Source organism: Beggiatoa leptomitoformis (assembly GCF_001305575.3).
Lineage (GTDB): Bacteria > Pseudomonadota > Gammaproteobacteria > Beggiatoales > Beggiatoaceae > Beggiatoa > Beggiatoa leptomitoformis.
The window spans coordinates 3,282,196-3,302,780 of record NZ_CP012373.2; the positions used below are offsets into that span (position 1 = coordinate 3,282,196).

Genomic DNA, 20,585 nt, shown 5'->3' on the forward strand with positions numbered 1-20,585 from the left:
TCTGCAATGCAATAACACATAATCTAAAAAATTTAAAGGAGTTATGTCTGCATTATGCCTAAGAACGCATTTTATGCCCAGTCGGGCGGTGTTACTGCCGTTATTAATGCAACGGCTTGTGGCTTACTGGAAACAGCTCAACAATATCCTGACAAAATCGGGAAGGTTTATGCAGGACGCAATGGCATCATTGGGGCGTTGACGGAAGATTTAATCGATACCAGTCAAGAATCGGCGGAGGCTATTGCTGCACTGCGTTATACGCCTTCTGGGGCTTTTGGTTCTTGCCGTTTTAAGCTTAAGGGTTTAGAACAGAATAAAGCAGAATATGAACGTTTAATTGAAGTCTTTAAAGCGCATGATATTGGCTACTTTTTTTATAATGGCGGTGGAGACTCTCAAGATACTTCTTATAAAGTGTCGCAATTAGGCGATACCTTGGGCTATCCCATTATGTGTATTGGGATTCCTAAAACGGTTGATAATGATTTACCGATTACAGATACCTGCCCCGGTTTTGGTTCTGTTGCTAAATATGTCGCGGTTTCTATTCGCGAAGCCAGTTTCGATGTACTTTCTATGGCAAAGACTTCTACTAAAGTTTTTATTATGGAAGTCATGGGACGACACGCGGGCTGGATTGCGGCGGCGGGTGGTTTAGCGGCTGAAAAAGAAAGCGATGGTCCTCACATTATTATTTTCCCCGAAGTCATTTTCGACCCTGAAAAATTTCTCGCAAAAGTTGATTTTTGCGTTAAAAAATATGGCTATTGCTCCATTATTGTTTCTGAGGGTGCAAAAAATCAAGACGGTAAATTTATTTCTGAAGCGGGTACACGCGATGCGTTTGGACATGTGCAATTAGGCGGGGTTGCGCCTGTGATTGCCAATATCGTGAAAGACAAATTTGGCTATAAATACCATTGGGCTGTTGCCGATTATTTACAGCGTGCAGCACGTCATATTGCGTCTAAAACCGATGTAGAACAAGCTTATGCAGTGGGTAAAGCGGCGGTTGAATTTGCGGTTGCGGGTAAAACAGCGGTGATGCCTGTCATCGTGCGTAAATCTAGCCAACCGTATCAATGGGAAATTGGTTCGGCGAATTTGGCAGATGTGGCAAACGTAGAGAAGAAAATGCCCCGCGAGTTTATCAGTGAAGATGGATTTGGCATTACGCCTGCCTGTCGGGAATATTTACAACCCTTAATTGCTGGCGAAGATTATCCCCCGTATAAAAACGGCTTGCCTGATTATGTAGAATTAAAAAATGTTGCCGTGCCGAAGAAATTGGCGACAATGTTTGAAGTGAAGAAGTGATCTAAAACAGGGGGCGAGCAATTCGTTCGCCCTACTTTCTTTTTATGACTATTATTTATAATAAAGATATGCGGGTTATTTCTCACAAAAAAATAAGAGACTTTTACGAGCAACATCCAACAGTAAAAAGCTCATTGGAAGCGTTTTATAATATTATAAAATATACTGATTTTGATAGCTTTAATGACTTAAGAAAAACATTTCCTAGTGCAGATATTGTTAATAAGTGTACAGTATTCAATGTTGGTGGAAATAAAGTTAGAGTTATTGCAGCTATTCACTATAACAAACACCGAATTTATATTAAGTGGGTGCTGACACATGAAGAATACGATAAAAATAGTTGGAAAAAAGAATGTTCCAACTGAACTTTTTCAAGGGATATTACAAGGATTACAGTCTTTGATGACGCTTATGACACCTGAGTTGATTGCTCAGATTAGTAAGTTGTGGTTAACCTCTATATTTACACCAGCACAAACAGAAGAGGATTACAAAATTCAAGTTGCTTTATTAGATATTTTGCTTGAAAGTGTTGATGATGATCAACAACCATTAGCAAGTTTAGTAGAAATATTGGGTACGCTAGTGGCTGTTTATGAGGAAGAGCATTACCCAATTGGAAGTGTCTCGAATAATGTCGCGTTAACGTTTCTTATGGAACAACATTGCTTAAAAATAAGCGATTTATCTGAAATTGGAAATCAAAAAGAGATGTCGGAAATTTTGAATGGAAAACAGTCATTAAATACACAACAAATTGATTTGTTAAGCCAACGCTTTCATGTATCGCCAAGTATTTTTTCTTAACTATGCAAAACCTGCATTGCCTTAGCTATTTCATCTTTAAAAAGAAACGGTAATATTTTTAAAGCCGCATCAATCGATGCATCAATTGAGATTTGCTCATCACGACTTGGTGCATGTAATACGTAATTAACAACGTCTGCCCGATTGCCCGGATGTCCTATCCCAATTCGTAAACGGTAAAAATTCGCGCCTAAACTGGCAATAATATCTTTTAAACCGTTATGACCGCCATGCCCACCGCCTTGTTTTAACCGTGCAGTGCCAACGGGTAAATCTAATTCATCATGAACCACTAAAATCTGTTCAGGCAAAATTTTATAAAAATTTGCCAATGCAATAACAGATTGCCCGCTACGATTCATAAAAGTTGTGGGTTTGAGTAACCAGCCTTTCCAATCGGATTTTTCTAGGCGTGCCAGCCCTCCGTGAAACTTGGCTTCTTGACGAAAAACAACATTAGCTTGTTTTGCCAATGTATCTACTAGCCAAAACCCTGCATTATGACGAGTTGCCTCGTATTCTGCACCGGGGTTACCCAATCCAACAATTAACGCAATTGGCACGATACATCCTTTACAAATTATTCTGCGGTTGCTTCATCATCCGTTGCACCGCGTGGTTTATGAATAGACACAACGGCTGTGTTGTGTTCTTCATCACCATGCGTTAATCCCGCAATTTCTATCCCAGCAGGACATTTCAGGTCAGATAAGTGAACAATTTGATTTAACCCAACGTGTTCTAAGTCAACTTCAATATATTCAGGTAAATCTTTGGGGAAACAATAAATTTCAATATCTGTTTGATGATGAGAAATAATGCCACCGCCTGTCTTAACAGCAATACATTTATCTTCATTGATAAAGTGTAAAGGGACATGCATGTGGATTTTTTCGGATTCATTAATCCGTTGAAAATCAACGTGCATAATGATAGGACGGTAGGGATGACGTTGCACATCTTTTAACACAGCTTTTTCAGTTTTATTACCATCAATTTGGATAGTCAAAACATGGGAATAAAAAGATTCATGTTCTAAATGTTTAGAAATTTCTTTTTGTGACAGCGTCAAAGAAATAGATTCTTGTGTTGCACCATAGAGAACAGCGGGTACTTTGTTGTCACGACGGAGGCGGCGGCTCGCACCTTTGCCAATATCCGCACGACTTTGGGCAATAATTTCGAAATTTTCAACAGTACTCATGAAAAGTAACTCCACTAAAATAAAAAATCCCCATAACGGGGCTATTGGCTCATCGCCCCCGCGACCAGAGGCGATAAATAACTTAATCCATAAATAAAGAACTGACAGATTCTTCTTCATTAATACGTCGAATTGTTTCTGCTAACAGTTCTGCAATGCTTAATTGACGAATACGAGAACAAGCTAAAGCGTCGGGTCTTAACGGAATAGTGTTAGTTACAACTAGTTCATCTAGCTGAGAAGACTCAATATTTTTAACTGCCTTACCTGATAAAACAGGATGAGTACAATAAGCCATTACTTTTGCGGCACCATGGCGTTTTAATGCACTTGCTGCCTCACAAAGTGTGCCTGCTGTGTCAACTAAGTCATCAACAATAACACAGGTACGCCCCTCCACGTCACCAATAATATTCATTACGGTTGACACGTTAGGACGTGGACGACGTTTGTCAATAATAGCAAGTTCTGCATCATCCAATTGTTTTGCTAATGCGCGCGCACGCACAACACCACCCACGTCAGGGGACACAACAATTAGATTAGGATGTTTTCTTTGCCAAATATCACTTAATAACACAGGGGATGCATAGACATTATCGACAGGTAAATCGAAAAAACCTTGGATTTGATCCGCGTGCAAGTCAACCGTTAAGACACGGTCTGCACCAACAGATGTAATCATATTGGCAACGACTTTAGCTGTAATGGGAACACGTGCTGAGCGGGTACGGCGGTCTTGGCGGGAGTAACCAAAATAAGGAACAACAGTTGTAACACGACCCGCTGACGAACGGCGTACAGCATCCACCATAACTAATAATTCCATCAAATTATCATTAGTTGGTGCACAAGTTGGTTGGATAATGAACACATCTTTACCTCGGATATGTTCTTGAATTTCAACCATGATTTCACCATCGCTGAAACGACCAACAACAGCTTTACCTAATGCGATATTTAAATTAGTGGCAACAGCGGATGCTAAAGCAGGGTTAGCATTGCCTGTAAAGACAACCATTCGGTTTGACACAACCAAACTCCAAAAGGGCAGATTCCAAAGGGATTTGCGTCTAGCGCAATGATGAGGGAATGGCTGGGGTGCTAGGACTCGAACCTAGGAATGGCGGGATCAAAACCCGCTGCCTTACCGCTTGGCTACACCCCAAAAATTTTGAACTGCAGGGACGCAACATTATAGTCGCTTATGTTAAACAAGCCAACTTTTTTATTACAGGTGAGTCATTCTGACCTTTCGCCAAAAAAGCTCGCCATTGATTAGGCACAGTTGCTAAAACTGCTTGTGCTTGTTCTTGCTGTGCAAACGGTGCAAAAACACAAGCCCCAGTTCCTGTTAATCGTGCAGAACCATGACTTTCTAACCATTTTAATGCTTGTTTTACTTCAGGATAACGTCGTGTAACTACGTCTTCGCAAACATTGATTGTTCGCCCTGCAAGAAAGTCGTGCATTGTGACGATTTTTTGATTTCTTGTCAAGTCTGATGCAGTAAAAATTTCTGCTGTAGATACGTGGCAATTGGGGTGGATAACAACAAACCATGATTCTGTCAGCGTAACGGGGATTAATTTTTCGCCGACTCCCTCAGCCCATGCCGCGTGTCCTTGAATAAAAACAGGAACATCTGCACCTAAACGTAACCCTAATTGCATCAGTGTTTTCGTATCTAATTGACAACGCCATAATTTATTAAGTGCTAGTAACGTTGTTGCGGCATCTGAACTGCCGCCGCCCAATCCACCACCAACGGGAATATGTTTCTCAATCTGAATATCAACGCCATAATGTGTTTGCGTATGTTGTTGTAAACAGCGCGCCGCTTGATAAGCCAAGTTGTGCTCCATAGGAACATCTATATTTGTCGTATCACAATAAATTTGCCCATCTTCACGCACTACAAATTGTAGTTCGTCGCTGTAGTCTAAAAACTGAAAAATAGTCTGTAAATAATGATAACCATCTGAGCGACGACCTGTAATATGCAGAAAAAGATTGAGTTTTGCAGGTGCGGGACAAGTAAAAATCATATAATTCACCAAATAATAGGCGTTTTACCTACACGGACTAAATAATCATTAGCTTGACTAAAATGATGATTACCAAAAAAATTACGTGCAGATAATGGGGAAGGATGAGCAGAAGTTAAAACTAGGTGTTTTTTTCTGTCAATTATTTTTCCTTTATCTTGGGCATATTTTCCCCAGAGTAAAAAAACAATGTTTTCACGTTGTTGTGCAAGTCGTTGAATTACTGCATCCGTAAATTGTTCCCAACCTTGGTTACGGTGTGAAGCTGCTTGATTTGCACGGACGGTTAAAATGGCATTAAGCAATAACACGCCTTGTTTTGCCCAGCGTTCAAGATTGCCATTTTGTGGAAAAGGCTGACCCAAGTCTTGTTGAATTTCTTTAAAAATATTAATCAATGAAGGGGGGATTGTGATGCCATCATTGACAGAAAAACAAAGACCATGTGCTTGTTTTTCCCCATGATAAGGGTCTTGTCCTAAAATAACGACATTAACTGTCTCAAACGCACATTGTTCAAATGCGTTAAACATTAATTTTGCAGGTGGATAAACCACCTGTGTTTTATATTCATTACGTACAAATTGAGCAAGCGTTTGAAAATAAGGTTTTTCAAACTCCTCTGCTAATGATGTTTTCCAAGATGGCGCAATTTTGACATTCATAAGAGTTATTATTCCTTTATTTCAAAATGATAGTATTGCTCATTCAAATAATGCGATACATTATCAACCTCTTCCTCAAACCACATTAAATCAGTATTTGTAACACAACGTTGCACTTGGGTTTTAAGACTATCATATTGTTTAATAATCCGTTCTGGACGACTATAAATATCATCAGGTTTTTCAAAAGTCATAGATTGATGACATTTAACACAATGCGCATCATGGAGTTTCTTACCTTCGGGAAAGGCGGTTTGTATGGTTTCTGTTTTTGTGGGGGCTGGTTGAGCAGGTTCTATTGCAAACGCAGCAATATTAGTTAATAAACAAAGGAATATTAAAAACGTGCGAAATAATTGTGTCATGAGCATAGCCCTAAAATTTAAATGGGTGATGGTGTTAAGTCTAGGATGAATATTATGATTCTCTTATAAGCTATAAATATATTTTATTGTGCTATGCACAATAAAATTATTTCAGGCTATGATTACTGTTTATCGTTAATTAAGATGTTTCACCATGCAATTAAAAAATTCATTGATTGTCTTTTATATCACAGTATTATCTTTTTGTGCATTATACGCACCCCAACCATTACTACCTTTGTTCAGTCAGCATTTTGGGGTCAGTACAGACCAAGTTTCTTTACTTATCAGCGTTGCATTGATTCCATTAGGTATTGCGCCTATTGCCTATGGGTTTATTTTAGAATCGATGACAGCAACCAAATTATTGAAGATAACCGTTTTATTATTGGCTGTTGGACAGTTACCATTTATTTTTATAGATAATTTCTGGGTTTTGTTAGGTTTTAGGGCATTACAGGGGTTATTGTTCCCTGCTATTTTTACCGCGCTAGTAACTTATATTTCAACCGTCAGCAATCCCGATACAATTAAACGCAATATTGCACTTTATGTTGCCTCAAGCGTTTTGGGTGGTTTTTCTGGTCGTATGCTCAGTGGTTTAATGGCAACTTATTTTCATTGGTCGATTGCTTTTTTAGTTATTCTATGTGGTTTACTGATTGGATTTGTCTTATTAAATTATTTACAAGGTGATACACGTTTACAATTAGTCCGTCCAAACCTTAAAACTTTATACGAAACTATTTGTAACCCTCTTTATAACAAAATTTATTTTGTTATTTTTCTCGTCTTTTTCTGCTTTGCATCTATTTTAAATTTTCTACCCTTTCGCATGATGGAGTTGGATGTAAACGTCTCCGTGTTGCGCATTGCATTGACTTACACTGGCTATTTAATCGGAATTATGGTGGCACTAAACGCGTTACATATCATCCAATGGTGCAGCGGTGAAATTAATACTGTTTTAGTAGGGTTAAGCATTTATCTATTATCTTTATCACTATTTCTTATTCCTGAACTATTCACAATTAGCATAACAATGTTTTTATTTTGTGCAGGTATGTTTTTAATGCATAGTGTGTTGTCAGGCTATTTAAATCAGTCAGCATTGGAAAATAAAGGAATTGTCAACGGGTTATATATTGCTTTTTACTATGCAGGGGGAAGTACAGGTTCGTATGTACCGGGTTTTATTTATCATGAATTTGGTTGGTCAATATATATTGTATTCCTACTCAGTTTAGCAGTGTTGGCTGTAGGAATAATGCTATATTTGAAACATCTTAAATTATAATAAGTTGTTTTTGCCGCATAAAAAAAGCCGAGTAAAAACTCGGCTTTTTTAACTAACACAGATTTCAGCTTATTCAGCTTCAACAGGTTCAATAGCAGTTTCTGGTCTATCAACTAACTCAACAATTGCCATTGGTGCTTTGTCGCCTGTTCTGAAACCGCATTTTAAAATGCGTAAATATCCACCTGGACGCTCTTTATAACGGGGTCCCAATTCATTGAATAACTTGGTGACAATTTCCCGATCACGCAATCTTGCAAACGCTAAACGACGTTTGGCGACACTGTCTTCTTTCGCTAACGTGATTAAGGGTTCGGCAACACGGCGTAGTTCTTTCGCTTTGGGCAGAGTGGTTTTAATGATTTCGTGACGCATCAAGGAAGCCGCCATATTTTTAAACATGGCTTTTCGATGACTGCTGTTACGACTCAGCTGTCTGCCTGCATTACGATGACGCATGATTTTTATCCTAAATACAAATGTTCAGAACCAATTTTAAGAACCTGACGGTTGTTCGTCGTATAAACCCATAGGGGGCCAGTTCTCTAAACGCATACCCAAAGAGAGTCCACGCGACGCTAACACATCTTTGATCTCTGTTAAAGATTTCTTCCCTAAATTGGGTGTCTTTAACAACTCGCTTTCAGTTTTTTGAATTAAATCACCAATGTAATAAATACTTTCTGCTTTCAAACAATTCGCAGAACGCACGGTAAGTTCTAATTCATCAACTGGACGCAATAAGATTGGATCGATGTCGACTTCTTGCTTTGGCATTTCAATTTGCGGTTTACCTTTTAAATCCGCAATAATTGACAATTGATCCATCAAAATAGAAGCCGCTTGTTTCACGGCTGATTCGGGATCAACAGTACCATTGGTTTCCAACTCAATAATTAATCTATCCAAATTGGTACGTTGTTCTACACGCGCATTTTCTACAGTGTAAGCAACACGTTTAATCGGACTAAAAGAAGCATCAAGTTTTAATGCACCAATAGGGCTATCTTCTTCTTCTGAATAACGTTGGCTAGAGGGTTGATAACCACGACCAATCTTAACTTTAAGTGTCATGTTCAACTCACCTGCTTTTGTCAAGTGAGCAATCTCATAATCACGATTGATAATCTCTAAATCATGATCCAACGTTATATCAGACGCACAAACAACACCAGGACCTTTTTTGTTCAGATGTAAAATAACTTCTGAACGACCATGCATTTTAATTGCAAGTCCCTTGAGGTTTAACAGGATTTCTACAACATCTTCCTGTACCCCTTCAATACTGGTGTATTCGTGTAAAACACCTTCAATGGTTGCCTCTACAACAGCAGAACCAGGTAAGGATGAGAGTAGAACACGTCTTAGGGCATTACCTAAGGTATATCCAAACCCTCGTTCCAACGGCTCCAACGTAATTTTCGCTATCGTTTCGGTAATGCGTTCGACATCAACAATACGTGGTTTCAATAATTCCGTGACGTGGGATTGCATAGCATGTCCTCTTAAGACAAAGGATTACTTGGAGTACAATTCGACAACTAATTGTTCATTAATGTCGCTAGGCAATTCCATCCGTGCAGGAGCTGCTTTGAAAACTCCTTGCATTTTACTCACATCCACATCAACCCATTCAGGAAAACCATATTCTTCCGCACTGGATAAAGCACTTTTAATGCGCAGTTGGCTACGGCTTTTTTCACGTATAGCAACAATGTCTCCAGCCTTCACTTGATAGGAAGGAATGTTAACGCATTGCTCGTTAATCACAATAGATTTGTGACTCACTAATTGTCTCGCCTCAGCACGTGTTGCGGCAAAACCCATACGATAAACAACATTATCTAAACGACATTCCAACAGATGCAACAAATTTTCACCCGTTGAACCTTTCATAGAACTCGCTTTTGCGTAGTAATTATGAAATTGACGTTCTAAAACGCCATACATACGGCGCAATTTTTGTTTTTCACGCAATTGTAAAGCATAGTCAGACAAACGTTGACGTCTATCCCCGTGTTGACCAGGTACTTTATCTAGCTTACATTTGGAATCCAGCGCACGAGCACGACTTTTTAAGAATAAGTCTGTCCCTTCACGACGGCTTAATTTACATTTAGGACCAAGGTATCTTGCCATTTCGTTTCTCCTGACTAGACGCGACGACGTTTGGGAGGACGACAACCATTATGGGGAATCGGCGTTGCATCAGTAATGCTCATGATTTTAAAACCACTTGCATTTAATGCACGTACTGCTGATTCACGACCAGGTCCAGGTCCTTTAATACGTACTTCTAAATTCTTTACACCATATTCCTTAATAGCGGCACCTGCTTTTTCAGCAGCAACCTGTGCTGCAAAAGGGGTACTTTTACGAGAGCCACGGAAACCTGTACCGCCCGCAGTTGCCCACGCTAAGGTGTTTCCCTGACGGTCGGTAATCGTAATAATGGTGTTGTTAAAAGAAGCATGAACATGTGCAATGCCATCTGTAACATTCTTTTTAACCCGTTTACGAACACGGGGGGCTACTTTTGCCATATTATTTCCTGTTTTTGTTAATTTTGGAGTTGTTTACTTACTTCTTAATCGCTTTGCGTGGTCCCTTGCGGGTACGTGCGTTAGTACGGGTTCTTTGTCCATGTACCGTCAATCCACGACGATGACGCAATCCGCGATAACAACCCAAATCCATTAAACGCTTAATATTCATGGCAACTTCGCGGCGTAAATCACCTTCTACGTTGTATTTAGCGACTTCTGCCCGCAAAACTTCTAATTCACCTTCTGTCAGGTCTTTTACTTTTCTATCAGGTGCGATGCCACTCGCTTCACAAATACTTTCAGCCCTTGTACGACCAATCCCATAAATGGCGGTCAAAGCGATAACGGTATGCTTTTGTACCGGGATATTAATGCCGGCAATACGTGCCATAACTATTCCTCTAACCTAAACTGTTGATTATCCGCTGTAATACTTTGCGGTTGCAAAATAATTAACCTTGTCTTTGCTTGTGCCGTTTATCGCTACAAATTATCCGCACAGAGCCATTACGACGGATAATCTTACAGTTGCGGCAAATCTTTTTAACAGATGCTCTGACTTTCATGATGAGTTACCAGTTATCAGTGATGTTGATTACCAGCTATCCGTGCTTTACATAATGCTAAAGCCTCTGATAACTGGTCATGTTGGTCAACGCAACATGGGGTTACGCCCATGTCCTTTTAAGTTCGCTTTCTTTAATAAGCCTTCATATTGGTGTGACATCAAGTGCGCTTGTACTTGTGCCATAAAATCCATCACAACTACAACAATGATGAGTAAGGATGTGCCACCAAAATAAAAGGGTACGCTAAATTCCAAAATTAAGAATTCTGGGAGTAAGCAAACTGCTGTAATATAAACCGCGCCTGCCATAGTAAGACGTGACATTACTCTATCTATATAATCAGCAGTTTGTTTACCTGGACGTACACCTGGTACAAAAGCTCCTGATTTTTTCAGATTGTCGGCGGTTTCTTTAGGATTAAAGACTAATGCAGTATAGAAAAAACAAAAGAATACAATAGCGACTGCATATAGCATTACATAGAGCGGTTGACCTGGTGACAATGTTTGTGACAGGGTTTGTAACCATCCCATTCCTTCAGCACTACCAAACCATCCACCTAATGTCGCTGGAAATAAGATAATACTAGAAGCAAAAATGGGCGGAATAACGCCTGCCATGTTAAGTTTGAGCGGCAAGTGACTGGTCTGTCCTGCATATAAACGATTGCCAACCTGACGTTTTGCATAATTTACAGTAATACGACGTTGACCACGCTCCACAAACACAACAAATGCAGTAACAGCTAGAACAATCCCAAACAAGAGTAACACTGTCAGAATATGCAATTGACCCGTTCGTGCTAATTCCAATGTACCACCAACAGCAGCAGGTAAACCTGCGATAATACCAGAAAATATGATAACAGAGATACCATTACCAATTCCCCGCTCGCTCACTTGCTCACCTAACCACATAAGAAACATTGTACCTGTTACTAATGCAGTGACTGTTGTAATACGAAAAGCATAACCTGGATCGAGAACTACATTCTGACTTTCTAACGCAATCGCTACACCTAAGGCTTGGAATGTCGCCAATACCAACGTACCGTAACGCGTATATTGTGTCATCTTACGTCTGCCAGACTCACCTTCTTTCTTTAACTGTTCCAACTTAGGATGGACCACACTCAGCAACTGAATAATAATAGAAGCCGAAATGTAAGGCATAATCCCAATTGCAAATACTGAAAAACGCGTCAACGCACCACCAGAAAACATGTTGAACATGTCAATGATTGTACCACGTTGTTGTTCAAACATTTGCGCAAGTGCAACAGGATCAATACCTGGCACTGGAATGAATGTACCAATGCGAAATACTACAATCGCACCCAATACAAACAACAGTCTGTGTTTGAGTTCAGTAAGTCTGCCTAACTTACCCAGTTCGCTGATGCTGTTCGTCGTCAAACGATTTAGCCCTCGATGCTACCACCCGCTGCTTCAATAGCCGCGCGTGCGCCTTTAGTGACAAGAATACCACGCAAACGAACCGCTTTATCTAATTGTCCTGATGCAATCACTTTTGCACGCAAGCACGCTTGAGGAACAATTTTAGCAGCCTTCAAATCCGCCAGTTCAATTGCGTCATCTTTTTGCACTTTCATCAGTTCATGCAGACGAACTTCAGCCGTTTCTGATTTTTTTAAAGAGACAAAACCGCGTTTAGGTAAACGTCTTTGCAAAGGCATTTGACCGCCTTCAAAACCAACCTTATGAAAGCCACCTGCACGCGCATGTTGACCTTTGTGTCCACGTCCGCATGTTTTGCCCAGACCAGAACCCATACCACGACCAACACGTACAGCAGCTTTCTTCGCACCTTGTGCAGGCTTAATTGTGTTCAAATACATCTTTACACGTCCTCAACTTTTAAGAGGTAAGCCACTTTGTTAATCATGCCACGCACGGCTGGAGTGTCTTCCACTTGTACAGTATGGTGCATACGGCGCAGACCTAATCCTGCAACACAAGCTCTGTGTTTTGGTAAGCGTCCAAATACGCTTTTAATTTGCGTTACTTTTAGCATCTTTTTCATACAACACCCAGTCTTTGCAGAGTTGAAATAACTCTGTAATTTTAACCTTGGAGTTCTTCTAAGGTCTTACCGCGTTTTGCCGCAATATAATCAGGGCTAGAAACATCGGTTAATGCCTTAAAGGTTGCCCGCACCACATTCATAGGGTTAGACGAACCAAAACTCTTTGCTAATACATCACGAATACCAACGGCATCCAATACCGCACGCATCGCACCACCTGCAATGATACCTGTACCTTCAGAGGCTGGCTGCATATAAACTTTAGATGCGCCATGTTCCGCCGTCACTGGGTAATATAAAGTCGTTCCTTTTAGGGAAACACTTCTCATATTTTTGCGGGCACTTTCCATCGCTTTTTGTATAGCTGCAGGCACTTCACGTGCTTTGCCATAGCCAAAACCAATTTTGCCTTTACCATCACCAACAACGGTTAATGCAGTAAAGCTAAAAATACGTCCGCCTTTTACAACTTTTGCGACACGATTCACAGCAACCAACTTCTCGACTAAGTCATCGTTTTTCGTGGTTGGAATATCATAATTATTCGTTGCCATATTGACCTTACCTAGAAGTTCAGACCGCTTTCACGTGCTGCATCAGCTAACGCTTTAACTCGTCCATGATATTTAAATCCAGAACGATCAAAAGCGATATCATCGATACCAGCTGCTTTTGCTCGCTCCGCAATTGCTTTACCAACTGCAACAGCGGCCGCGATATTACCACCATAACCAACTTGCTCTCGTAATGTTTTATCTAAGGTAGAGGCACTGGCTAACACCTTATCACCTTCAGGGGTGATAATCTGTGCATAAATATGGCATGGGGTTTTATGGATACATAATCTGTGCGAACCGAGCACCTTTATTTTGGCACGAGTCCGTTGCGCACGACGTAAACGGGCAATTTTCTTATCCATAGCGCTTATTTCTTCTTCACTTCTTTCATAATGATGACTTCGTTTGCATAACGAACACCTTTGCCTTTGTAAGGTTCTGGCGGACGATAAGCACGAATATTAGCAGCAATCTGCCCGACTTTTTGTTTATCCGCACCTTTCACAATCACTTCCGTTTGTGAAGGTGTTTCAATAGTAATGCCTTGCGGAATAACAAAGTTGACTGGGTGAGAAAACCCCAATGTTAAATTAAGTGTTGTTCCTTGCACTTGTGCACGATAACCGACACCAACTAAGGTTAATTTTCTTTCAAATCCTTTGCTTGCGCCCGTCACCATATTGCTTACAATTGCGCGGGTTGTTCCAGCCAATGCATTGGATTCTTTGGTTTCTTTGCGTGGTGCGAAGGTAAGTATACCGTCATCGAACACAACTTGCACATCAGCATGAACCTCATGCTCCAGAGAACCTTTACTGCCATTAACCTTCAAGAACTGTCCTTGCAGATTAACATCTGTTCCTTTTGGCACGGCCACAGGATTTTTTGCGATTCTTGACATGTTATTCGCAGTCTCCTTATGACACAACACATAAGACTTCACCACCGTGTCCATGCGTACGTGCAACATGGTCGGTCATCAAGCCTTTAGATGTAGAAATAATCGCGATACCCAAGCCATTCAACACACTGGGCAAGCTGTCTTTATCTTTATAAATCCGCAATCCTGGGCGACTGATACGTTTAATCTCAGAAATAACAGGCTTACTTAAATAATATTTCAATTCAAGCGTCAGAATGGCCTTTACGCCGTCAGATATCTTATAGTCACTAATATAACCCTCTGATTTGAGAATTTTAGCAACTTCAATCTTAATTTTAGAAACGGGCATATCAACAGTTTGTTTTCTAGTCGATTGCGCATTGCGTATGCGTGTCAGCATATCGGCAATAGGATCAGTCATGCTCATAGCTATTTTCCCTTTACCAACTGGCTTTGACTAAACCGGGAATATAGCCCAGCATTGCCATTTCACGTAATTTATTACGAGCCAATCCAAATTTTCTGTAAAACCCATGTGGACGACCTGTAATACGACAACGATTACGTATGCGACATGGACTTGAATCACGTGGTAACGCTTGGAACTGTTGACGTGCCAAATCGCGCTCTTCTTCGCTCAATTTCATGTCAACGATAATTTCTTTCAATTTTGAACGTTTCACCGCGTATTTTTGTACTGCTTTTTTACGCTTTACTTCACGGTTAATCATAGATAACTTTGCCATAGCCTATCTCGTATCCTATCTAAACGGGAATTGGAAAGCACTTAACAGGGCGCGACCTTCTTCATCGCTCTGTGCAGTTGTGGTGATGGTAATGTTCATTCCACGAATGGCATCGATTTTATCGTAGTCAATTTCGGGGAAAATAATTTGTTCACGTACACCCATACTGTAATTGCCTTGACCATCAAATGCTTTCGCACTAAAGCCACGAAAATCGCGAATACGCGGAATAGCAATAGTCACCAAACGATCTAAAAATTCGTACATACGGTCACTACGTAAAGTAACCTTACAACCAATGGGCCAGCCTTCACGAATTTTAAATCCTGCAATGGATTTTCGTGCAACAGTAACCACTGGTTTTTGACCAGCAATTGCTGTCATATCACCCACAGCTTTCTCGATAATCTTTTTATCGCCAACTGCTTCGCCTAAACCCATATTCAACGTAATCTTTGTAATGCGTGGCACTTGCATTACGTTTTTGTAGCCAAACTTTTCCATCAATTGCTTGATGACCGTTTCACGGTAATATGCCTGTAATCTCGTCATGTTAAAAACCTACACGTCAACGACTTCGCCAGTGGATTTAAAATAACGGACTTTTTTACCGTCTTCTAAAAATTTAAAGCCAACCTTGTCTATTTTATTGGTATTGGCGTTGACAAGTGCCACATTGGAAATGTGAATTGACAACTCTTTATCAACAATTCCACCAGGTTTATTTTGATATGGATTGCCACGTGTATGACGCTTGACCATATTGATATTTTCAACCACGAGACGATCGGCAGAAGGCATAACACGAACGACTTTGCCACGCTTTCCTTTGTCTTTACCTGTGATGACTTCGACTTCGTCACCTGTTTTAATCTTACGCATTACCTAAGTCCTCTTACAGCACTTCGGGTGCCAGTGAGATGATCTTCATGAAACTTTCTGTTCTAAGTTCACGTGTCACGGGTCCGAATATGCGAGTTCCAATAGGTTGTTTTTGATTGTTTAATAATACAGCTGCATTAGTATCAAAACGAATCACCGAACCATCTGAACGACGAATACCTTTACGAGTTCTAACAACAACGGCACTATAAACTTCGCCTTTTTTCACTTTACCACGCGGTATCGCTTCTTTTACGCTAACTTTAATAACATCACCAATATTTGCGTAACGGCGATGTGAACCACCCAGCACCTTGATGCACATTAATCGACGCGCACCACTGTTATCTGCCGCCTCAAGCATTGTTTGCATTTGTATCATTGCATATGCTCCACATCATAATCCTATAATAGCCTACCGCAAATAAAGACCGTAATGGTAACATCATTTTTTTCAAATGAAAAGACTCACCACCCTCCTTAGATGTTGAAACAATTTAAGAAGGGTAGTGCGCGGTAGGTAAAACGTTGTAAATCAGTTATAAAATGTGTGAACTCACGTAGTTATACGCGGTTCATCTACACTTCAGCACGAGTGACTACTTTGTGTAATCGCCATGCTTTTGTTTTTGAAATTGGACGACACTCTTCGATGAGAACTACATCACCTTCTTGACAGGTGTTTTCTTCATCGTGAACATGCAATTTGGTAGACCGTTTAATGTACTTACCATATTTAGGGTGTTTCACCATACGCTCAATGAGTACAGTGACGGTTTTATCCATTTTGTTACTAACGACACGTCCCGTCAATGTGCGTACATTGTCCGTTTGTTCACCTTGTTCTGTCATACCTGCTTACCTTTCTCAGTTAACATGGTTTTGATGCGTGCAATATCGCGTCGAATCGTTTTAAATTGACTATAACGACTGAGCTGACCGTTAGCTTTTTGCATCCGCAAATTGAACTGCTCACGCAAGAGTTCGAGCAATTCATTGTTCAATTCCACGATGCTTTTTTGTCTTAATTCACTTGCTTTCATCACATCACCGTCCGACTAACAAAGGTAGTAGGGACAGAGAGTTTCGCCGATGCAAGACGGAACGCCTCTCGTGCCACATCTTCTGGCACACCCTCAATCTCATATAACATTTTACCAGGCTGAATCAAAGCAACCCAATATTCAACATTACCTTTTCCCTTACCCATACGTACTTCTAAGGGTTTTTGGGTAATTGGTTTATCAGGAAATACCCGTATCCACAATTTCCCGCCCCGTTTAACATAGCGAGAAATAGTACGGCGTGCCGCTTCAATTTGACGGGCGGTCAACTGCCCCCGTCCGATGGCTTTTAAACCATATTCGCCAAAGCTCACTTTATTACCACGCTGGGCAAGACCACGATTCCTGCCCTTCATTTGCTTTCTAAATTTAGTCCGCTTCGGTTGTAACATGACCGCTTATCCTTAATCACTCCTATAGGTTTCTATAGAAGTCACACACCAGAAAACATGCCGCTTTGCATTTAGTTGTCTTTGCTGGCAGTGGTTTCCTGTGGTTGTTTGCCAATGATTTCACCCTTGAAAATCCATACCTTAACGCCAATAACACCGTATGTGGTATGAGCCTCAGCGAAGCCGTAATCAATATCTGCACGCAGGGTATGTAGTGGCACGCGACCTTCACGATACCATTCCATACGAGCGATCTCTGCGCCGTTTAAACGTCCACTGACATTGATTCGAATTCCTTGCGCACCTAAACGTAACGCATTACTAACAGCGCGCTTCATTGCACGTCTGAACATAATACGACGCTCTAGTTGTTGCGCAACACTAATGGCAACTAAGGCAGCATCAATTTCGGGTTTACGGACTTCTTCCACGCCTACATGGACGGGTACACCCATCATTTCGGACACTTCTTTCCGTAAAACATCAATATCTTCACCCTTTTTCCCAATAACAATACCGGGACGGGCAGTATGAATGACAATACGTGCGTTACGTGCGGGTCTTTCAATACGCACTTCACTAACAGAAGCTTGTGAAAGCTTCTTTTTGATAAACTCACGTACCTTTAAATCGGTATTTAAGTAGTTTGCATAATCTTTTGTACTGGCATACCACTTAGATGACCAATCTTTGATCACACCTAAGCGAATGCCTGTTGGATGTACTTTCTGACCCATAAATGCTCTCTCAACGATCGGCAACAGCAACCGTAATATGACTGGTACGTTTAGTAATCCGATTGCCCCGCCCTTTTGCACGAGCGTGCATTCGCTTCATGACAGGACCTTCATCGATGCAGATACGAGCTACCTTCAACTCATCTACATCAGCCCCTTCATTGTGTTCGGCATTTGCGATTGCTGCTTCCAAGGCTTTTTTAACCATAAGCGCAGCTTTTTTATTGCTGAAATTAAGAATATCGAGGGCCTTATCCACAGATAAACCACGAATTAAGTCAGCCACCAAGCGACATTTCTGCGGAGAAATGTGCGCATATTTATATTTGCTAACAGTTTCCATGATATTCCTCACTTCTTACCAGCTTTTTTATCCGCAACATGCCCACGATACGTACGGGTTGCAGCGAACTCACCGAGCTTATGTCCCACCATGTTTTCATTAATAAACACGGGGATGTGTTGCTTACCGTTATGAACGGCAATCGTCAAACCAACCATATCTGGAATAACCATTGAGCGGCGTGACCATGTCTTAATAGGACGTTTGTTTGCAGCAGCACCTTGCAATGCCTCAACTTTCTTGAGCAAATGCAAATCTATAAACGGTCCTTTTTTGATTGAACGTGGCATAGTGTTTTAATCCCGTTAAATCTATGTTCTAGTGATATTATTTACGGCGACGCACAATCATATTGTCTGTGCGTTTGTTTTGCCGTGTCTTCGCTCCCTTAGTGGGGAAACCCCAAGGAGTGACTGGATGACGACCACCAGAAGTTCTACCTTCGCCCCCACCATGAGGGTGGTCAACAGGGTTCATTGCAACCCCACGTACTGTTGGGCGAACACCACGCCAACGTTTCGCACCGGCTTTACCCAGTGATATCAAATTATGCTCGCTGTTACCGACTTCACCAATAACCGCGCGACAATCAACCAATACCTTACGCATTTCACCAGAGCGTAACCGTAATGTAGCGTATTGTCCCTCACGTGCAACTAATTGCACTGCAGCACCCGCACTACGCGCTAATTGCGCGCCTTTGCCAGGCTTGAGTTCTATACAATGTATGACGCTACCAACAGGAATACTACGCAATGGCATACAATTGCCCGCTTTAATGGGTGCATGCGCTCCAGACATAATTGCGTCACCCACTTTTACATCTTTGGGGGCAATAATGTAACGACGCTCACCATCAATGTATAACACTAAGGCAATATTTGCGCTGCGATTTGGATCATATTCAATCCGTTCAATTTTGGCAGGAATATCATCTTTATTCCGCTTAAAATCGATAATCCGATAATGTTGCTTATGCCCGCCCCCCTGATGACGCACGGTGATGCGTCCAAAGCTATTGCGTCCACCTTTTTTAGATTGTTTTTCTAATAAGGGCGCATGCGGCTTGCCCTTATGTAGTTCGGCTGTTTTCACACGAACAACAAAGCGGCGTCCTGGAGAGGTCGGTTTTGCTTTAACAAGTGCCATGACTATATCCTTAACTGAGTTAACGGCAATTTCACGTTATCTCTCAGTTCCCACTGAAGTTAATATCAAATCCTTCCTGTAATCCCACGTACGCTTTTTTCCAATCAGAACGTTTACCACGGGTGCGTCCGAAGTTCTTGCGCTTGCCTTTTGCACAAACGGTCTGAACATTGGTCACTTTTACGTTGAATAACAATTCAACAGCCGCTTTAATTTCTTGCTTGGTTGCGGTAGGGAGAACTTGAAACACATATTGTTGGTTTTTATCTGTTGCTTGCGTTGCTTTTTCAGAAATATGCGGTGCCAACAATACTTGCATTAAACGTGCTTTATTCATGCTAATCTTTCCTCAATTTGCTTCAAGGCGGATAGCGTTACTAGCACTTTTTCAAAACCGACTAAGCTAACAGGGTCAACGGTTTTTGCGTCGCTCACATCAACTTGATACAGATTACGTGCTGCAAGATATAAATTCATATCATCCTGATCTGTAATAATCAGCACATTCTCTAAATTTAAACTTTTTAGTTGATTTAATAACGCCTTAGTTTTAGGTGTTTCTAAACTAAATTGTTCAACAACAACAAAACGCTCTTGCCGAACCAGCTCAGAGAAAATCGAGCACAATGCACCACGGTACATTTTTTTGTTCAACTTAACGCTATGGTCACGAGGTTGGGCGGCAAATGTCACACCACCACCCCGCCAAATGGGTCCTCTACTTGTTCCTGCACGTGCACGACCAGTACCTTTTTGTCGCCATGGCTTAATACCACCACCGCGAACCATCGCACGAGTCTTTTGTGCTTTTGTACCAGCACGTGCACCAGCTAAATAGCTGACAACGGCTTGATGAATAAGAGGCTCATTATACTTTGCCCCAAACACTGCTTCTGATACATTGACTACACCGGCAGTGGCGGCACTTGTCGCAGACTGTAAATTCAGTTCCATGACTTTAC

Annotated in this window: 36 protein-coding genes and 1 tRNA gene; 4 read left to right on the forward strand and 33 right to left on the reverse strand. The window is 41.1% G+C overall.

Annotated elements, in window-relative coordinates; translation table 11 throughout:
- The first annotated feature begins 54 nt into the window (after positions 1–54).
- The 3 genes from AL038_RS13795 to AL038_RS13805 are packed head-to-tail and all read left to right on the forward strand — an operon-like array spanning position 55 to position 2,130.
- A complete protein-coding gene (locus AL038_RS13795) occupies positions 55–1,320 on the forward strand; it encodes a 6-phosphofructokinase (RefSeq protein WP_062153739.1) in 1,266 nt (421 codons plus the stop codon).
- 44 nt (positions 1,321–1,364) lie between these two features.
- Positions 1,365–1,688 (forward strand): type II toxin-antitoxin system HigB family toxin, encoded by a 324-nt coding sequence (locus AL038_RS13800; RefSeq protein WP_201800092.1) that lies wholly within the window; start codon positions 1,365–1,367, stop codon positions 1,686–1,688.
- Positions 1,642–2,130, forward strand: a complete 489-nt coding sequence (locus AL038_RS13805) for a helix-turn-helix domain-containing protein (protein WP_145917113.1) — start codon at positions 1,642–1,644, stop codon at positions 2,128–2,130. Before AL038_RS13800 ends, AL038_RS13805 begins: the two co-directional genes overlap by 47 nt.
- Here AL038_RS13805 and pth read toward each other — a convergent pair.
- The 7 genes from pth to AL038_RS13840 form a co-directional block, all read right to left on the reverse strand.
- Positions 2,127–2,696, reverse strand: coding sequence for an aminoacyl-tRNA hydrolase (gene pth, locus AL038_RS13810; RefSeq protein WP_101539174.1), 570 nt, complete (start codon positions 2,694–2,696; stop codon positions 2,127–2,129). The two genes, AL038_RS13805 and pth, sit on opposite strands and share 4 nt — an antisense overlap.
- A gap of 14 nt (positions 2,697–2,710) precedes the next feature.
- Complete coding sequence (locus AL038_RS13815; protein WP_062155549.1) at positions 2,711–3,334, reverse strand: 50S ribosomal protein L25/general stress protein Ctc; 624 nt, start codon at positions 3,332–3,334, stop codon at positions 2,711–2,713.
- Positions 3,335–3,416: 82 nt separating this feature from the next.
- Entirely contained in the window at positions 3,417–4,355 is a 939-nt protein-coding gene (locus AL038_RS13820) for a ribose-phosphate diphosphokinase (RefSeq protein ID WP_062153745.1), read from the reverse strand.
- A gap of 72 nt (positions 4,356–4,427) precedes the next feature.
- Positions 4,428–4,502: transfer RNA gene (locus tag AL038_RS13825), tRNA-Gln, on the reverse strand.
- A gap of 37 nt (positions 4,503–4,539) precedes the next feature.
- Positions 4,540–5,382, reverse strand: coding sequence for a 4-(cytidine 5'-diphospho)-2-C-methyl-D-erythritol kinase (gene ispE / locus AL038_RS13830; RefSeq protein ID WP_062153747.1), 843 nt, complete (start codon positions 5,380–5,382; stop codon positions 4,540–4,542).
- A 5-nt stretch (positions 5,383–5,387) separates the two neighbouring features.
- Positions 5,388–6,047, reverse strand: coding sequence for a uracil-DNA glycosylase (gene ung, locus AL038_RS13835; protein WP_062153749.1), 660 nt, complete (start codon positions 6,045–6,047; stop codon positions 5,388–5,390).
- Positions 6,048–6,055: 8 nt separating this feature from the next.
- The gene (locus tag AL038_RS13840) at positions 6,056–6,412 is read right to left on the reverse strand and encodes a hypothetical protein (RefSeq protein WP_062153751.1); all 357 of its coding nucleotides are present in this window, start codon (positions 6,410–6,412) and stop codon (positions 6,056–6,058) included.
- A gap of 154 nt (positions 6,413–6,566) precedes the next feature.
- Between AL038_RS13840 and AL038_RS13845 the strand changes: the two genes are divergently transcribed.
- Complete coding sequence (locus tag AL038_RS13845; protein WP_062153752.1) at positions 6,567–7,709, forward strand: MFS transporter; 1,143 nt, start codon at positions 6,567–6,569, stop codon at positions 7,707–7,709.
- A gap of 69 nt (positions 7,710–7,778) precedes the next feature.
- Here the strand turns inward: AL038_RS13845 and rplQ are convergent, their stop codons facing one another.
- The 26 genes from rplQ to rplD form a co-directional block, all read right to left on the reverse strand.
- Positions 7,779–8,168 (reverse strand): 50S ribosomal protein L17, encoded by a 390-nt coding sequence (gene rplQ / locus AL038_RS13850; protein WP_062153753.1) that lies wholly within the window; start codon positions 8,166–8,168, stop codon positions 7,779–7,781.
- 36 nt (positions 8,169–8,204) lie between these two features.
- Entirely contained in the window at positions 8,205–9,203 is a 999-nt protein-coding gene (locus AL038_RS13855; RefSeq protein ID WP_062153754.1) for a DNA-directed RNA polymerase subunit alpha, read from the reverse strand.
- 24 nt (positions 9,204–9,227) lie between these two features.
- Positions 9,228–9,848 (reverse strand): 30S ribosomal protein S4, encoded by a 621-nt coding sequence (gene rpsD / locus AL038_RS13860; RefSeq protein WP_062153756.1) that lies wholly within the window; start codon positions 9,846–9,848, stop codon positions 9,228–9,230.
- A gap of 14 nt (positions 9,849–9,862) precedes the next feature.
- Positions 9,863–10,252 carry a 30S ribosomal protein S11 gene (gene rpsK / locus AL038_RS13865; protein ID WP_062153758.1) on the reverse strand — a complete coding sequence of 130 codons (390 nt, stop codon included), beginning with the start codon at positions 10,250–10,252 and terminating at the stop codon, positions 9,863–9,865.
- A gap of 37 nt (positions 10,253–10,289) precedes the next feature.
- Positions 10,290–10,646, reverse strand: coding sequence for a 30S ribosomal protein S13 (gene rpsM, locus AL038_RS13870; protein WP_062153760.1), 357 nt, complete (start codon positions 10,644–10,646; stop codon positions 10,290–10,292).
- A 61-nt stretch (positions 10,647–10,707) separates the two neighbouring features.
- Positions 10,708–10,821 carry a 50S ribosomal protein L36 gene (gene rpmJ, locus AL038_RS13875; RefSeq protein ID WP_083991535.1) on the reverse strand — a complete coding sequence of 38 codons (114 nt, stop codon included), beginning with the start codon at positions 10,819–10,821 and terminating at the stop codon, positions 10,708–10,710.
- An 86-nt stretch (positions 10,822–10,907) separates the two neighbouring features.
- Positions 10,908–12,239, reverse strand: coding sequence for a preprotein translocase subunit SecY (secY, locus tag AL038_RS13880; RefSeq protein WP_062153762.1), 1,332 nt, complete (start codon positions 12,237–12,239; stop codon positions 10,908–10,910).
- 5 nt (positions 12,240–12,244) lie between these two features.
- Positions 12,245–12,682, reverse strand: coding sequence for a 50S ribosomal protein L15 (gene rplO / locus AL038_RS13885; protein WP_062153764.1), 438 nt, complete (start codon positions 12,680–12,682; stop codon positions 12,245–12,247).
- 2 nt (positions 12,683–12,684) lie between these two features.
- Positions 12,685–12,867 carry a 50S ribosomal protein L30 gene (gene rpmD / locus AL038_RS13890; protein WP_062153766.1) on the reverse strand — a complete coding sequence of 61 codons (183 nt, stop codon included), beginning with the start codon at positions 12,865–12,867 and terminating at the stop codon, positions 12,685–12,687.
- A gap of 41 nt (positions 12,868–12,908) precedes the next feature.
- Positions 12,909–13,424 (reverse strand): 30S ribosomal protein S5, encoded by a 516-nt coding sequence (gene rpsE / locus AL038_RS13895; RefSeq protein WP_062153768.1) that lies wholly within the window; start codon positions 13,422–13,424, stop codon positions 12,909–12,911.
- 11 nt (positions 13,425–13,435) lie between these two features.
- Positions 13,436–13,789: a 50S ribosomal protein L18 gene (gene rplR / locus AL038_RS13900; RefSeq protein WP_062153770.1), complete on the reverse strand. Its 354-nt coding sequence runs from the start codon at positions 13,787–13,789 to the stop codon at positions 13,436–13,438.
- Between the two features lie 5 nt (positions 13,790–13,794).
- The gene (gene rplF / locus AL038_RS13905; RefSeq protein WP_062153772.1) at positions 13,795–14,328 is read right to left on the reverse strand and encodes a 50S ribosomal protein L6; all 534 of its coding nucleotides are present in this window, start codon (positions 14,326–14,328) and stop codon (positions 13,795–13,797) included.
- A gap of 16 nt (positions 14,329–14,344) precedes the next feature.
- Positions 14,345–14,737, reverse strand: coding sequence for a 30S ribosomal protein S8 (gene rpsH, locus AL038_RS13910; RefSeq protein ID WP_062153774.1), 393 nt, complete (start codon positions 14,735–14,737; stop codon positions 14,345–14,347).
- Between the two features lie 13 nt (positions 14,738–14,750).
- A complete protein-coding gene (gene rpsN, locus AL038_RS13915) occupies positions 14,751–15,056 on the reverse strand; it encodes a 30S ribosomal protein S14 (protein WP_062153776.1) in 306 nt (101 codons plus the stop codon).
- Between the two features lie 15 nt (positions 15,057–15,071).
- The gene (rplE, locus tag AL038_RS13920; RefSeq protein WP_062153778.1) at positions 15,072–15,608 is read right to left on the reverse strand and encodes a 50S ribosomal protein L5; all 537 of its coding nucleotides are present in this window, start codon (positions 15,606–15,608) and stop codon (positions 15,072–15,074) included.
- A 9-nt stretch (positions 15,609–15,617) separates the two neighbouring features.
- Positions 15,618–15,938, reverse strand: coding sequence for a 50S ribosomal protein L24 (gene rplX, locus AL038_RS13925; RefSeq protein ID WP_062153780.1), 321 nt, complete (start codon positions 15,936–15,938; stop codon positions 15,618–15,620).
- A gap of 13 nt (positions 15,939–15,951) precedes the next feature.
- Positions 15,952–16,320 (reverse strand): 50S ribosomal protein L14, encoded by a 369-nt coding sequence (gene rplN, locus AL038_RS13930; protein ID WP_062153782.1) that lies wholly within the window; start codon positions 16,318–16,320, stop codon positions 15,952–15,954.
- A gap of 197 nt (positions 16,321–16,517) precedes the next feature.
- The gene (rpsQ, locus tag AL038_RS13935; protein WP_062153783.1) at positions 16,518–16,790 is read right to left on the reverse strand and encodes a 30S ribosomal protein S17; all 273 of its coding nucleotides are present in this window, start codon (positions 16,788–16,790) and stop codon (positions 16,518–16,520) included.
- A complete protein-coding gene (rpmC, locus tag AL038_RS13940) occupies positions 16,787–16,981 on the reverse strand; it encodes a 50S ribosomal protein L29 (RefSeq protein ID WP_062153785.1) in 195 nt (64 codons plus the stop codon). Before rpmC ends, rpsQ begins: the two co-directional genes overlap by 4 nt.
- Positions 16,981–17,394: a 50S ribosomal protein L16 gene (rplP, locus tag AL038_RS13945; protein WP_062153787.1), complete on the reverse strand. Its 414-nt coding sequence runs from the start codon at positions 17,392–17,394 to the stop codon at positions 16,981–16,983. Before rplP ends, rpmC begins: the two co-directional genes overlap by 1 nt.
- 71 nt (positions 17,395–17,465) lie before the next feature.
- Positions 17,466–18,131: a 30S ribosomal protein S3 gene (gene rpsC / locus AL038_RS13950; RefSeq protein WP_062153789.1), complete on the reverse strand. Its 666-nt coding sequence runs from the start codon at positions 18,129–18,131 to the stop codon at positions 17,466–17,468.
- A gap of 10 nt (positions 18,132–18,141) precedes the next feature.
- Positions 18,142–18,474, reverse strand: coding sequence for a 50S ribosomal protein L22 (gene rplV, locus AL038_RS13955; protein WP_062153791.1), 333 nt, complete (start codon positions 18,472–18,474; stop codon positions 18,142–18,144).
- Positions 18,475–18,482: 8 nt separating this feature from the next.
- A complete protein-coding gene (gene rpsS / locus AL038_RS13960) occupies positions 18,483–18,764 on the reverse strand; it encodes a 30S ribosomal protein S19 (RefSeq protein WP_062153794.1) in 282 nt (93 codons plus the stop codon).
- Positions 18,765–18,801: 37 nt separating this feature from the next.
- Entirely contained in the window at positions 18,802–19,623 is an 822-nt protein-coding gene (rplB, locus tag AL038_RS13965; protein ID WP_062153796.1) for a 50S ribosomal protein L2, read from the reverse strand.
- Positions 19,624–19,666: 43 nt separating this feature from the next.
- A complete protein-coding gene (rplW, locus tag AL038_RS13970) occupies positions 19,667–19,960 on the reverse strand; it encodes a 50S ribosomal protein L23 (protein ID WP_062153798.1) in 294 nt (97 codons plus the stop codon).
- Positions 19,957–20,577, reverse strand: coding sequence for a 50S ribosomal protein L4 (gene rplD, locus AL038_RS13975; RefSeq protein WP_062153800.1), 621 nt, complete (start codon positions 20,575–20,577; stop codon positions 19,957–19,959). The genes rplW and rplD overlap by 4 nt, the downstream gene beginning before the upstream one ends.
- Positions 20,578–20,585 lie beyond the last annotated feature (8 nt).